We start from the raw sequence: 12,299 nt of genomic DNA on the forward strand, positions 1-12,299 counted from the left end.
CAAAATTGATCCGGATCCGTCCGGCGAGGGCCGAGTCGGGACACCTGACCCCGGTCGCGCGGCGGCCCGCACCCGCCACACCCTTGACGTGTAGGCTGCCTACATGAAGGCGGACGCGTTGCGCGGGCACCTCGACTCGTTGATCCTGGCCGTCGTCGAGGGCGGGCCGCTGCACGGCTACGCGATCATCGAGGCACTGGCCGAACGCAGCGGCGGTGAGCTGGGTCTGCCCACCGGCACGATCTACCCCGCGCTGCGGCGCCTGGAGCGCGCGGGCTACCTCGACAGCTCCTGGTCCACGGTCGGTGGGCGCGAACGGCGCACCTACTCGCTGTCCGGCGCGGGAGAACGCGCGCTGGCGGAACACCGGGCCGAGTGGCGCACGTTCTCGGCGGTGGTCGGCCGCGTCCTCGGCGAGCCATGACCGGCTCCGGGCCGGGAACCAGGGTCACCCCCGATGCGGCCGCGCGCGTACCGCGCGACGATGACGTCGTGTCTCCTGTCACGACCTACCTCGACGAGCTGGGCAAGGCCCTCGTCGGCCCTGCTCGCGTCCGCCGCGACCTGCTTCGCGAGGCGGCCGGTCACCTCGAGGACGCCACCGAGGCGCACGCCGCCGCGGGGCTCACGGAGACCGACGCCGCGGCCCGCGCGGTCGCGGACTTCGGCTCGGTCGCCGAGGTGGCTCCCGGGTTCCAGACGACCCTGGCGGTGGCCTCCGCCCGCCGCACGGCGTGGTTGCTGTTCGGCGTCCTCGTCGTCCAGCCGTTCCTCTGGGACGGCGGCTTGATCCGGTTCGACTCGACCCCGGCCCCCGGCGGCCCGCTCTACGCGACCCTGGGCACCGCGGTCGAGACCACCGGCGCGGTGACCATGGCCCTGGCGGCCCTGCTGCTGGTCGCCACGCGAATCGGCGCGCGCCGGGCCGGCACGGGCCGCTCGCTGGCCGTCGCCACCGCCGGCGTGGCGATGATCTCGGCGGCCCTGATGGTGGGCACCGGCCTCGCGCTCACGGCCCTCGGAGCCGGGCGCGACCCGGCCGGATGGATCCTGGTCACGGCGCTCGTCGTCGTCCCCATGGGGTTCATCACGGCGTCGGCCCGCCGGACCCTCGCCACCTGCTGATCAGCTCCGGCTGAGCCTGCGCAGCAGGCTCTCGGCCGGGCCGCGGTGGCCGGCGCGATGGAGCCAGTAGGCGCCCGCCACGGACAGCAGCCAGGTCCCGAGCGCGATCCCCGCGGCCCCGAGGTAGCGCACCTCGCCCCCCAGCCCGAGGGTGAACGGCGCCATGAGCCCGACGAACGCCACCGACTGGAACAGGTAGAACGTCAGCGACCGCTGGCCGAGCGCCTGGACCGCGACCACCAGCGGATGCGCCGGGACCGGGAGGTACAGCACCGCGAGCCCGATCGACGCGGCCGCGCCGACGCCGCCCACGTACCCCGCCACGCCGTTCACCACCGCGGCGACCGCCGCCACGAGCGCCGTCGGCTCCCGCCAGAATCCGGCGTCCATCAGCGCGTACGGCAGGCCGCCCGCGATCGACACCCCGAGGCCGACCACCGCGACGCGGGTCAGCAGCTCCCGGTGCAGCTGCGGGTCCTCCAGGATCCGGCGGCGCGCCGCCCAGATCCCCAGCAGCACTCCCGGTACGACCTGCCAGGTCATGAAGAGCGCCATGCGGAGCCACTCCAGGATCCGGTCCGACGGCGAGAAGATCGGGCTCCGCGGCCCGATGACCAGGCTGAACCCCTCGGTCGCCGAGAAGATCCCGTAGCCGGCGAACGCCACGGCCACCCCGATGAGAGCGAACCGCAGGGCCCTGAGCAGCCGAGCGTCCGACCAGGTCAGCGTGCCCGCCAGGACCAGGCTCGCGATCCCGTACATCGTGAGCACGTCGTAGAACAGCAGCGCGACGTGCAGCACACCGAGCAACAGCAGCCACAGGCCGCGGCGCCGCACGAGCCCGCGCACGGCGCCCCAGCTGTCCCCGCCCCGGCGCCGCCGCAGCGCGAGCTGCGCCAGGCCGTAGCCGAACACGAAGATGAACATCGGCCGGGCCCGGTGGTTCACGAGCAGGTCCTCGACCAGCACCGTCACCCGGTCGCTCAGCAAGGGCTGGCGGACGCCGTCGGCGGTGTAGAGCAGGAGGTAGGAATGCGCGACCGCGATGGCCAGGAGCATCAGACCACGCGCAAGGTCGGGTGCGGGCGCGCGGGCTGGCAGGCGCGTCCGGGAGAGAAGTTCGGTCAAGCTGGCTGTGCCCCGTCCGGCTCCCCGGCCGGGGGCGCCTTCCGTGACCCGCTTCACGCCGTCGCGCCTGGTGACGATGAACTCGTCCCCGGCGCGCCGACCGGCGGGTCCGCGGTCGATGTCTCGGTCGTCTCGGCGACGTACGAACGGTAGTGCATACGCTCGTCCGCCGCGTCGGCAATCTGAGGCGTGAAGGCCGCGCCGCGGTGCCGGCCGCCGGAGTGACGAGGGCCACCTGGCAAAGTGTTCATTTCGATTTGGCGGCCGCGCCGCCTGCTGCGTATGCTTGCGGGGCTCGCTGGTTTGCGGGTGTCGGGGCTGTGGCGCAGCTGGTAGCGCATCTGCATGGCATGCAGAGGGTCAGGGGTTCGAGTCCCCTCAGCTCCACCGATGATTGCGGCGTGACTCCCATGAGGAGTCACGCCGTTTTGTTGTTCTGTGACCCTGCGCATGGCCACGGCCCGTTCCCTGTCCTGTCACAGCCTCAGCCTCAACTCGCGTGGACTCCACCCCGACTGCGTCTCGCTCGGGGCTCAGCGCCCCCGTGTGTCGACCCCATCCAGAGACCGCCCCCAGCACGCCCAGCCGACCTGGGCCAAGCGATCTGATCGAAATTCGCGATATTTCGATTGCTCCGTGCTAGCTTGGCCACATGATCCTGCTCAGTTTCACCGTGAGGAATCACAAGAGCATCCGCGACGAGGTCACCATCGACCTGTCCCGCCCATCGCTGCGGACCCTGCAACCGCAGGGCGGCACGTGGGCCGCGGCAACCTTTCCGATCGCGGGGATCTTCGGGGGAAACGCGACCGGCAAATCCGCCGTGCTGGACGCGATCATCTACATGAGCACGGCGATCGGTCGCTCTGCGACCAGCTGGCAGGCATCGAAGGGAATGGTCCGGCGGCCCTTCGCGCTGGACGAGACCTCCCGCACGATGTCGAGCACGTACGAACTCGACTTCGTTCACGAAGGTCGGCGTCACCTGTACGGATTCGAGGTCGACTCCGACGGCATCAAACGCGAGTGGCTGCGTGACGTTCCCAGCTCGCGGTGGCGCACCTTGCTGGAGCGGGACCGTGACGGACACATTCTGACGTTCCACAAGAGCCTTCGCGGAAGGATCGAAGTCACGCAGCGCGAGCTCGTGCTCAGCCGTGCTCTGCTCCTGGGCGAATCGTCGCTGTACCCGATTGCTCGGGACCTCACGGAGAGCATCGACTACGTACTGGTGAAGGATTCGCACCGGGAAGCCCGCCTGAAAGACCTCGCCGATTCGCTCGCCGACGGAACGATCACGTTCGCCGACCTCGAGGCTCTGCTCGGAGTCGCTGACATCGGCGTCGTGAAAGTCGACGTCGAAGAGCAGAGCATTCCCGAGCGTGTGCGCCGGGCACTTCGCCGGCTCCAGCGCGATCTGCGTGATGACGAAGAAGTCGCCGACGCCACCACGAACTCGTCGAACGATGATGACGACCAAGATGAGTTCGACGACGCCCAGCTGGCCCAGGTCGTCAGGCATCTCGTCTTCACCCACCGCGGTACCGCAGGCACGAGCCCCGCATTCTCGATCCAGGACGAGAGCGACGGGACCATCGCCTGGCTCGCGATCGCGGTACCGGCTCTCGAGACTCTGCGGAGCGGTGGACTGCTTGTCGTGGACGAGATCGATGCGAGCCTGCACCCGCACCTGCTCGACGTACTCCTCGACACGTTCGCCGATCCCGGGCTCAACACCAAGCAGGCGCAGCTGATCTTCACCAGCCACGAGTCGTACGTCCTCTCCCCACTGAGCCAGGTGACCCTGGAGCCCGAACAGGTGTGGTTCACGGACAAGACCTATGAAGGCGCAACCGAGCTGTTCTGCCTGGCCGACTTCCCGAGGCATCCCGATGCCAATGTGGCCAAGCGCTACCTCACAGGGCGGTACGGCGGGACACCGCGGCTCGCGCCGAGTTCCTTTGCCGCGCTGCTCGGTTCCGGGACGGCGTGACGGTGGCGCGCCGTCCGAACCGGGCACCCGTCATCGGCGATGCCGATCCTGGTCGATCTCCTTGCCCCTGCGTGACGTCTACGGCATGCGCCACCAGGCGGCGGCCACCTGAATCCTGACTGCCGACGGCATCGCCGGCTCGGTACGAGGCCCTACAACGTCGTGCGGCTAGCTCCAGTCCGCCAGGAGCCGGTCGAGGGCCGCCGCGAGCTCGATCGAGTCGCCGTCCTTGCCGCCCGCGCCGAGCACCAGGGGCGGCCGCCTCGGTTCCGGGTGCACGCCCCGGACGCGGTCCAGCAGCGACAGCGGCGCGGTCAGGACGTAGAACGCGCCGTCGTCGGACACGGCCGCCGTACGGTCCGTGCGCAGGTACCAGCCGCGCAGCGGCGTCCGCGCCCGGCCGCGCCCGCCGTAGCCGACGACGACGAGGGGCTCGGTCGCGAGCCCCGCCTCCCGGGCCGCCCGTGCGAACCGCGCGAGCATGGCCTCGGCGCGCGCGTGCTCGACGTCCTGCCGCTCCCGCAGGCGTTCCGCCTGCAGGCGCGCGGCCTCGGTACGCTGCTCGGCCCAGGACTGCCCCACACCCGCTCCTTCGTCGTTCCGCATGTTCATCGGATTGCCCGCGTTTCCTCTCGCACTCCTCATGCCCGGCCCCGAGAGAGTGCCTCGTGGTGCGATGGTCGCCAGCGAAACGTATAACCCGCTCATCCCCCGGGGCAAGCGTCCCCTACCTTCGCCGGGGAGGTCCGCACCGGACGGTGCCGGCCACGAGCGAGGCGGCAGTGCGGCCGCCGACGACAGGAGTACACAGATGCGAACCGGAATCCGGGAACGACGGCGGCGGCTGGGAGCGCTCGTGGCCGCGGCAGGCCTGCTCGCCGCGGGACTCACCGCGGCGGCCACGGCGGCGCCCGCCCAGGCCGCCGCCTGCCAGGCGGTCAAGTACACGGTGGTGAACGGCTGGAACGGCGGGCACCAGGCGTCGGTGTCCATGACGGCCGGGAGCACCGCGATCAGCGGCTGGACCATCGAGTTCGACATGCCCGCGGGCAGCACCATCGCCAACGCGTGGAACGCGACGGTCAGCCAGTCCGGCACGAAGGTCACGGCGTCCGACGTCGGCTGGAACGCGTCCGTCCCCGCGGGGACGACCCGGGAGCTGTTCGGGGCGGTGGCGTCCCAGAGCGGGACCGGCTTCGTCGCTCCGGTGGCGTTCACGGTCAACGGGACGCTGTGCGGCGTCGACCCGACGACGGCGCCGCCGAGCCCGACGGCGTCGCCGACGTCCCAGACCCCGAGCCCGAGCGCGTCCGTGAGCCCGACGCCGACGGTGTCCCCCACCCCGACCGCTTCCCCGTCCCCCACCGTGTCACCGACTCCTTCGCCGACGCCGACGCAGAACCCCGGCGGCTGCCCGTCCGGCGCGACCTGCGACGGCTTCGAGAACCAGGCCGGCAGCACCCCCGGCGGCGACTGGAGGGTCGGCGCGGAGAACTGCTCCGGCACGGGAACCGCGGCCGTGGACTCGTCCGTGACCCACGCCGGCTCGAAGTCGATCCGCGTCAACGGCGGCGGCGGGTACTGCAACCACCAGTTCGTCGGGCGCGACATCCCCGCCGGCACCCAGTGGTTCCGCGTCTGGATGCGGCACTCGACGGCGCAGCCGCAGACGCACACCACGATGATCGCCATGAACGACGCCAACGACGGCGGCCGTGACCTGCGGTTCGGCGGCCAGAACAGCGCGCTGCAGTGGAACCGCGAGTCCGACGACGCGACCCTGCCCGAGCAGAGCCCGAACGGCGTCGCGCTCAGCAAGCCGCTGCCGGTCAACACCTGGACCTGCGTCGAGTGGCAGGTCTCCGGGGGCACCCTCAGCACGTGGGTCGACGGCACGGTCGTGACCGGCCTGGTCGCGGACGGCACGCCCACGCAGGACGTCGACAGCCAGTGGCTGCGCCGCGCCGGCTGGTCGCCGAGCCTGACGGACCTCCGCCTCGGCTGGGAGAGCTACGGCGGCGACGCCGACACGCTCTGGTACGACGACGTCGCCTACGGCCCGTCTCGCATCGGCTGCTGACCGCCGCGCGACCGGGGAACCGGCCGGCAGGGTCGAGTGCTACTCGCCCTTGCCGGCCGGCTCGAGGTTCCAGTCCGGGCCGGCCTGCCAGCGGTCGAGGGGGTAACCGGCGCCCACGTTGTGGGCGACCAGGCGCCAGGCCGGGCGGGCCTGCGCACCGGAGGCCCGCAGGTGCGACCAGTGCACGTTGTGCAGGCCGCTGATCCCGCGCCAGGTGGTCGGGTCCTCGTCCATCATCCGGGTCAGGGCCAGGGTGATCGCCGCGCCGTGCGAGACGACGACGAGCGTGTCGTCGTCACCCAGCGCCGCGGCGTGCTCGACGACGGCGGCCGCGGTGCGCTCGGCGACGGCGGCCCGCGACTCCGCACCGGCCCGGACCGGATCCGCGCCCGCCCGCCAGGCGGCGTGCTCGTCGGGCCAGCGCGCGGCGATCTCCTCGCCGGTCAGGCCCTCCCACTCGCCGAAGGATCGCTCGCGCAGCCGCGCGTCGGACTCGACGTCGAGCTCCACGAGCTTCGCGTAGGCGGTGGCCGTGTCGAAGGCCCGCTCCAGGTCGCTCGCGACGATCTTCACCGCGGTGTGCGACGACGCGAGGGCGTTCGCGCCCTGCTCGGCCTGCCAGCGGCCGACGTCGTCGAGCGGGATGTCGATCTGACCCTGGAGCCGTTTCGTGTGGTTGTACGCGGTACGGCCGTGACGCAGCAGGACGATGGTGCCCGCCGTCACGGGCGAAGCCCCGGGTCGAGGTAGATGGCGGCGTCCGTCTCCTGCCCGCCGAACTCCCCCGTGTCGCCGCCGCCGCGGGCGTCCTCCGGCAGGTCGATGGCGGGGCAGTCCTTCCAGAGCCGTTCCAGCGCGTAGTACACGCGGTCCTCGGTGTGCTGCACGTGCACGACGACGTCGCCGAAGTCCAGCAGGGCCCAGCGCGCCTCGGAGAGGCCCTCCCGGCGGATCGCCTTGGAGCCCGCCTTGTGCATGGCCTCCTCGACGGCGTCGACGATGGCCTTGACCTGCCGCTCGTTGGTGCCCGAGGCGATGAGGAAGACATCGGTGAGCACCAGCTGCTCGCTCACGTCCAGGGCGATGATCTCCTGCGCCTTGCGGTCGCTCGCGGCCCGCGCCGCCACGACGGCGAGCTCACGGGCGCGTTCGGTCGCCGTCATGCGAGTACCTCCTCGGTGACCATCGAGCTGACGACGTGCGCCTCGCCCGTGGTGGGTTCGTCCTCGGGCTCGAGGACGAGTTTCCAGACCAGCAGCCCCAGGACGAAGGCCACCACGATCAGGATCACGTAGTGCAGCCACGTGTAGGAGGGACCGGGATCCTCGTCCTCCAGGTCCTCCCAGTCGTCCTCGGCACGGCGGGTGCTGCGGACCGACTGCGGGCGCCCGGCGCCCGCGATGGCGTCGAAGCCCTGCGGCTGACCGCCGGGACCTGCGGGCTGCGCCTGCGGGTGAGTTCCGGGCGGGCCGCCCGCTGCGGGCGGGAACGGCGACGCCGCGGCGCCGGGCGGACCGCCCGCCGGCGGGAACGGCGACGTGGCACCGTCGGCGGGCGGACCGGCCGGCGGGAACGGCGAGGGCGCGCTGTCGCGCGGCCCGGCCGCGGGCGGGAACGGCGACGGCGGGCCGGCCGGAGGCTGCTGCCCGACGACGGGCGGCGCACCGGGGCCGCCGCGGCCCGGACCGGCCGGAGCCGGGCTCCCCCAGGGGGACCCGGGGCCCGCGACCTGCGTGACGTCGGGCCGTGCCGGGCTCGGGCCACCGAACGGGGAGCCGGGGACCGTGGCCGGCACGCCCTGGCCGCCGGGGGCAGGAGCGCCGGGAGCAGGCGGCCGCGTGGGCGCCGAGGCGGCACCCCAGGCGGCGGCGGGCGGCGGCTGGCCGGGACCGCCGGCCGGGCGCGGGCCCGCCGCGGGTGGCGGTACCGCCTGCGAACGAGGAGCGAACGGGCTCTGCCCGCCGGTCGCGCCGCCTCCGTGGCCCGCGGGCGGGTTGCCGCCGCGAGCGGGGAAGGGTGACGGCGGGCCGCCGGGCGCCGCGCCCGCCGGTGCGGGTGCGGGTGCGGCGGGCGGCGGTGGGAACCCCGGGCCGCTGCCGGCGCCGGGCGCGTCCGGGCCGCCCGCGCCCTGCACGGGCGTGAGCCGGCCGGTCGCGTCCAGACCACGCGACGCGGACGCCTGAGGCGGCCTGGTGACGGGCGGAGGCCCGGCGGGTGGCTGCGCCGGCGGGAACCCGCCGGACGCCTGGCCGCCGGGCTGCGCGCCCGGCACACCGCCTTCGGCGGCTCGCGCTGCCTCGCGTTCGCGCAGCTCACGCCGCGTCAACGGGCGACCGTTGTTGTCACTCATCCGAAAGACCTCGATACAGTCCGTGCTTGGCGATGTACTGGACCACGCCGTCCGGTACCAGGTACCACACCGGCAGCCCCGCCCCCGCGCGCCGGCGGCAGTCGGACGACGAGATCGCGAGAGCCGGGACCTCCAGCATCGTCACGCCGTCCGCGGGCAGGCCCTCGGTGCTCAGGTGGTGTCCGGGACGCGTGACCGCGACGAAGTGTGCCATGTCCCACAGCTTGTCGGCATCCTTCCACGTGAGGATCTGCTCGATCGCGTCGGCCCCGGTGATGAAGTACAGGTCCGCGTCCGGCCGCTCGAGCCGCAGCTCCCGCAGCGTGTCCACGGTGTACGTGACACCCGGGCGGTCGACGTCGACGCGGCTCACGGTGAACTGGGGGTTCGACGCCGTGGCGATGACCGTCATGAGGTACCGGTGCTCGGACGAGGTCACCGTCTTGTGGTGCTTGAGCCAGGGACGGCCGGTCGGGACGAACACGACCTCGTCGAGGTCGAGACGCGCGGCGGCCTCGCTCGCGGCCACGAGGTGGCCGTGATGGACGGGATCGAACGTCCCGCCCATCACGCCGATACGCGGCCGCCGAGGAGACACTGACAACCCCTTCGCCTGCGCCCTGTCTCAGTGACCGCTGTCGGCGTGGACGGTCACGCCGGCGTGGCGGTTGCCCACGTTGCGGAACGAGAAGGTGAACAGCAGCGCCGCGACGAGCGAGCCGAACGCGATCAGCCCGAACGCCAGGGGCGGCAGGGGCGCCTCGGCGGCGTGCTCGGTGGTGGTCTCGGCGATCTGGACCGCGATGTGCAGCACGGATGTCCTCCTGGTGGTTCGTGCTCAGGTGAGGGCTAGTCTCTCACGACGCTTCCGTCGAGCGGCACGCGATGTCGTGACGGAGTTGTGATGTCCTGCGGGACATCACGGCCGCACGTGGCCGTCGCCCTGGACGATCCACTTCGTGGTGGTGAGCTCGGCGAGGCCCATGGGCCCGCGCGCGTGCAGCTTCTGGGTGGAGATCCCGATCTCCGCGCCGAGGCCGAGCTCGGCGCCGTCGGTGAACCGCGTCGACGCGTTGACCATGACGGCGGCGGAGTCCACCTCGGCCGTGAACCGCTCGGCGGCCGCCAGATCACGCGTGAGGATGGCCTCGGTGTGGCCCGACGACCAGGTCCGGATGTGGTCGATCGCCTCGTCGAGGGAGTCCACGACCTTGACGCCCAGCTCCAGCGCGAGGTACTCGGTGGCCCAGTCCTCGTCGGTCGCGGGGACCGCCGTCGCGCCCTCCGGCGCGTACCCGAGCGCGCGCTCGTCGCCGTGCAGCACGACGCCCGCGTCCGCGAGCGCGGCGAGCGCGGCGGGCAGGAACGCCGGCGCGGCGTCGGCGTGCACGAGCAGCGTCTCGGCCGCGTTGCACACGCCGACGCGCTGGGTCTTGGCGTTCAGGGTGATCGCCACGGCGCTGTCGACGTCCGCGGTGGCGTCGACGTACACGTGCACGTTGCCGACGCCGGTCTCGATGACGGGCACCGTGGACTCGGCGACGACGGTCTGGATGAGCTCTCCCCCGCCGCGCGGGACGAGCACGTCAACCAGCCCGCGTGCCCGCATCAGCGCGCGCGCCCCGGGCCGCCCGTGGGCGTCGATGGTCTGCACCAGGTCGGCCGGGAACCCGGACCGCTCCAGCGCGCCCCGCAGCACCTCGACGATCACCTGGTTCGACGACGCCGCCGCGGACCCGCCGCGCAGGATCGCCGCGTTGCCGGACTTGAGCGCCAGCACGGCGGCGTCGACGGTCACGTTCGGCCGGGCCTCGTAGATCATGCCGACCACGCCCATCGGCACCCGCAGCTGCCGCAGCCGCAGGCCGTTCGGCAGGGTCTGCCCGCGCACCACCTCGCCGACCGGGTCGGGCAGCGCGGCGACGTCGCGCACGGCGCCCGCGATGGCCTCGATCTTCGCGGGCGTGAGCACGAGCCGGTCCAGCAGGCCCGGCGTCATGCCGTTCGCGCGGCCGCGCTCCATGTCCTGCGCGTTCGCGGCCACGATGCGCTCGGCGTTCGCCACCAGATCCTCCGCGACGGCGGCGAGCGCGGCGTCCTTCGCCGCGCGGTTCGCCGTCGTCAGAGCCCGCGAGGCCACCTTGGCGCGCCGCGCGATCTCCCGCACCGCCTGCTCGGCGGACCCGGCCGTACCCGCCTGTCCGGCCGGCTCGGCGGACGGCGGCACGGCTGCCTCCGCGGTCGCGCCGGCAGCGGACTGGGTTTCGGGTACGAGGCTCGTCATGCCCCGAGCCTAAGACCTGCCCCCGACAGCCGTCAGCACTTATCCACAGGCTGAGCAGGAGCCCAGGTCAGGACTCCAGGACCAGGTCGTCCCGGTGCACGACCTCGCGGTCGTACCCCTCGCCGAGCTCCTCGCGCAGGGCGTGGGTGGTACGCCCGAGGAGCGCCGGCAGGTCCGCGGCGTCGAAGGCGACGAGCCCGCGCGCGACGACGACGCCGTCGGGCCCGACGATCTCGACCGGGTCGCCGGCGTCGAACGTGCCCTCCGTCTTCGTGACCCCGGCGGGCAGCAGCGAGGCCCTGCCGCCGCGGATCGCGCGCACCGCGCCGTCGTCGAGGTGGATGCGGCCCTGCGTCCCGGCGGCATGGGCGATCCAGAGGCGGCGTGCCGTCATCCGGCGGCCCGTCGTCGCGAAGAACGTGCCGGTGTCCTCGCCGCCGAGCGCGGCATCGGCGTCGGACGCCCGGGTGAGCACCACCGGGATGCCGTCGCCGGTGGCGATGCGGACCGACTGCAGCTTGGTGACCATCCCCCCGGTCCCGACGCTGCTGCCCCGGGCGGTGACCTCGACGTCCGCGACGTCGGACAGCTGCGCGACGTGCGGGATCCGGCGCGCGCCGGGGCGCGACGGCGGCCCGTCGTAGAGCCCGTCGATGTCGGTGAGCAGGACGAGGGCGTCGGCCCGCACGAGGTGCGCGGTCAGGGCCGCGAGCCGGTCGTTGTCGCCGAACTTCAGCTCGGCGGTGGTCACGGCGTCGTTCTCGTTGATCACGGGGACGACGCCGAGCGCGAGCAGCTTCTCCAGGGACCGCTGCGCGTTCGCGTAGCGGGAGCGGCGCACGGCGTCCTCCGCGGTGAGCAGGATCTGGCCGACCCGCAGGCCGTGGTGCGCGAACGCCTCGGTGTACCGCGCGATGAGCTGTCCCTGGCCGACCGACGCGGCGGCCTGCATCGTCGCCACGTCCCGGGGCCGGCCCGGCAGGCCGAGCGGCCCGACGCCGGCCGCCATCGCACCCGAGGTCACCAGCACGATCTGGCCGCCGGCGGCCACCCGGGCCGCGAGCACGTCCACGAGCGACCGCAGCGCTCCCTCGTCGAGATGGCCGTCCGGGCGGGTCAGCGAGGACGAGCCGATCTTGACGACGATGCGGCGTGCGGCGCGGAGCGCGGCACGGGACGAGGCGGCGGACACCCTCCCATCATCGCCGCTGCACCCGCGCGACCGCCCGGGTATTTCACGACGCGGACCCCGTTCTCCCGGGCCGCCGGGCTCCGACGTGCTCGGCCCGTACCTCGCCCGTGCGTCGTCGTCACGCTTCCGGCGGCCGGGGAACGGCTG

At 73.1% G+C, this 12,299-nt stretch carries 13 protein-coding genes and 1 tRNA gene; 5 read left to right on the forward strand and 9 right to left on the reverse strand.

Annotation, left to right across the window (positions count from 1 at the left end; translation table 11 throughout):
- Positions 1-103 precede the first annotated feature (103 nt).
- Positions 104-424, forward strand: a complete 321-nt coding sequence (locus ABD208_RS14375) for a PadR family transcriptional regulator (protein ID WP_344104050.1) — start codon at positions 104-106, stop codon at positions 422-424.
- Positions 425-492: 68 nt separating this feature from the next.
- Positions 493-1,125, forward strand: coding sequence for a permease prefix domain 1-containing protein (locus ABD208_RS14380; RefSeq protein WP_344104053.1), 633 nt, complete (start codon positions 493-495; stop codon positions 1,123-1,125).
- Here ABD208_RS14380 and ABD208_RS14385 read toward each other — a convergent pair whose 3' ends face one another.
- Positions 1,126-2,184: a DUF418 domain-containing protein gene (locus ABD208_RS14385; protein WP_344104055.1), complete on the reverse strand. Its 1,059-nt coding sequence runs from the start codon at positions 2,182-2,184 to the stop codon at positions 1,126-1,128.
- A 383-nt stretch (positions 2,185-2,567) separates the two neighbouring features.
- Between ABD208_RS14385 and ABD208_RS14390 the strand changes: the two genes are divergently transcribed.
- A tRNA-Ala gene (locus ABD208_RS14390) sits at positions 2,568-2,640 on the forward strand.
- A gap of 265 nt (positions 2,641-2,905) precedes the next feature.
- Positions 2,906-4,246, forward strand: a complete 1,341-nt coding sequence (locus tag ABD208_RS14395) for an AAA family ATPase (RefSeq protein WP_344104057.1) — start codon at positions 2,906-2,908, stop codon at positions 4,244-4,246.
- Between the two features lie 168 nt (positions 4,247-4,414).
- On the opposite strand, the gene ABD208_RS14400 is transcribed toward ABD208_RS14395, so the two are convergent.
- Entirely contained in the window at positions 4,415-4,828 is a 414-nt protein-coding gene (locus ABD208_RS14400) for a hypothetical protein (RefSeq protein WP_344104059.1), read from the reverse strand.
- A gap of 229 nt (positions 4,829-5,057) precedes the next feature.
- Here ABD208_RS14400 and ABD208_RS14405 point away from each other — a divergent pair, with 229 nt between their 5' ends.
- Complete coding sequence (locus ABD208_RS14405) at positions 5,058-6,326, forward strand: cellulose binding domain-containing protein (RefSeq protein ID WP_344104061.1); 1,269 nt, start codon at positions 5,058-5,060, stop codon at positions 6,324-6,326.
- Positions 6,327-6,365: 39 nt separating this feature from the next.
- Here ABD208_RS14405 and ABD208_RS14410 read toward each other — a convergent pair whose 3' ends face one another.
- The 7 genes from ABD208_RS14410 to proB all read right to left on the reverse strand — a co-directional run bounded on the left by ABD208_RS14410 (position 6,366) and on the right by proB (position 12,152).
- Complete coding sequence (locus ABD208_RS14410) at positions 6,366-7,052, reverse strand: histidine phosphatase family protein (RefSeq protein ID WP_344104063.1); 687 nt, start codon at positions 7,050-7,052, stop codon at positions 6,366-6,368.
- Entirely contained in the window at positions 7,049-7,489 is a 441-nt protein-coding gene (gene rsfS / locus ABD208_RS14415; protein WP_344104066.1) for a ribosome silencing factor, read from the reverse strand. The genes ABD208_RS14410 and rsfS overlap by 4 nt, the downstream gene beginning before the upstream one ends.
- The gene (locus tag ABD208_RS14420) at positions 7,486-8,676 is read right to left on the reverse strand and encodes a hypothetical protein (RefSeq protein ID WP_344104068.1); all 1,191 of its coding nucleotides are present in this window, start codon (positions 8,674-8,676) and stop codon (positions 7,486-7,488) included. Before ABD208_RS14420 ends, rsfS begins: the two co-directional genes overlap by 4 nt.
- Positions 8,669-9,274 (reverse strand): nicotinate-nucleotide adenylyltransferase, encoded by a 606-nt coding sequence (gene nadD / locus ABD208_RS14425; protein WP_344104070.1) that lies wholly within the window; start codon positions 9,272-9,274, stop codon positions 8,669-8,671. Before nadD ends, ABD208_RS14420 begins: the two co-directional genes overlap by 8 nt.
- 27 nt (positions 9,275-9,301) lie before the next feature.
- Positions 9,302-9,490, reverse strand: coding sequence for a hypothetical protein (locus ABD208_RS14430; protein ID WP_344104072.1), 189 nt, complete (start codon positions 9,488-9,490; stop codon positions 9,302-9,304).
- Positions 9,491-9,595: 105 nt separating this feature from the next.
- Entirely contained in the window at positions 9,596-10,960 is a 1,365-nt protein-coding gene (locus ABD208_RS14435) for a glutamate-5-semialdehyde dehydrogenase (protein WP_344104074.1), read from the reverse strand.
- A gap of 67 nt (positions 10,961-11,027) precedes the next feature.
- On the reverse strand, positions 11,028-12,152 hold the full coding sequence (gene proB / locus ABD208_RS14440) for a glutamate 5-kinase (protein WP_344104076.1): 1,125 nt from the start codon (positions 12,150-12,152) through the stop codon (positions 11,028-11,030).
- Positions 12,153-12,299 lie beyond the last annotated feature (147 nt).

Origin of the sequence: Myceligenerans crystallogenes (assembly GCF_039529775.1) — a bacterium.
In the GTDB taxonomy this organism is placed as follows: domain Bacteria; phylum Actinomycetota; class Actinomycetes; order Actinomycetales; family Cellulomonadaceae; genus Myceligenerans; species Myceligenerans crystallogenes.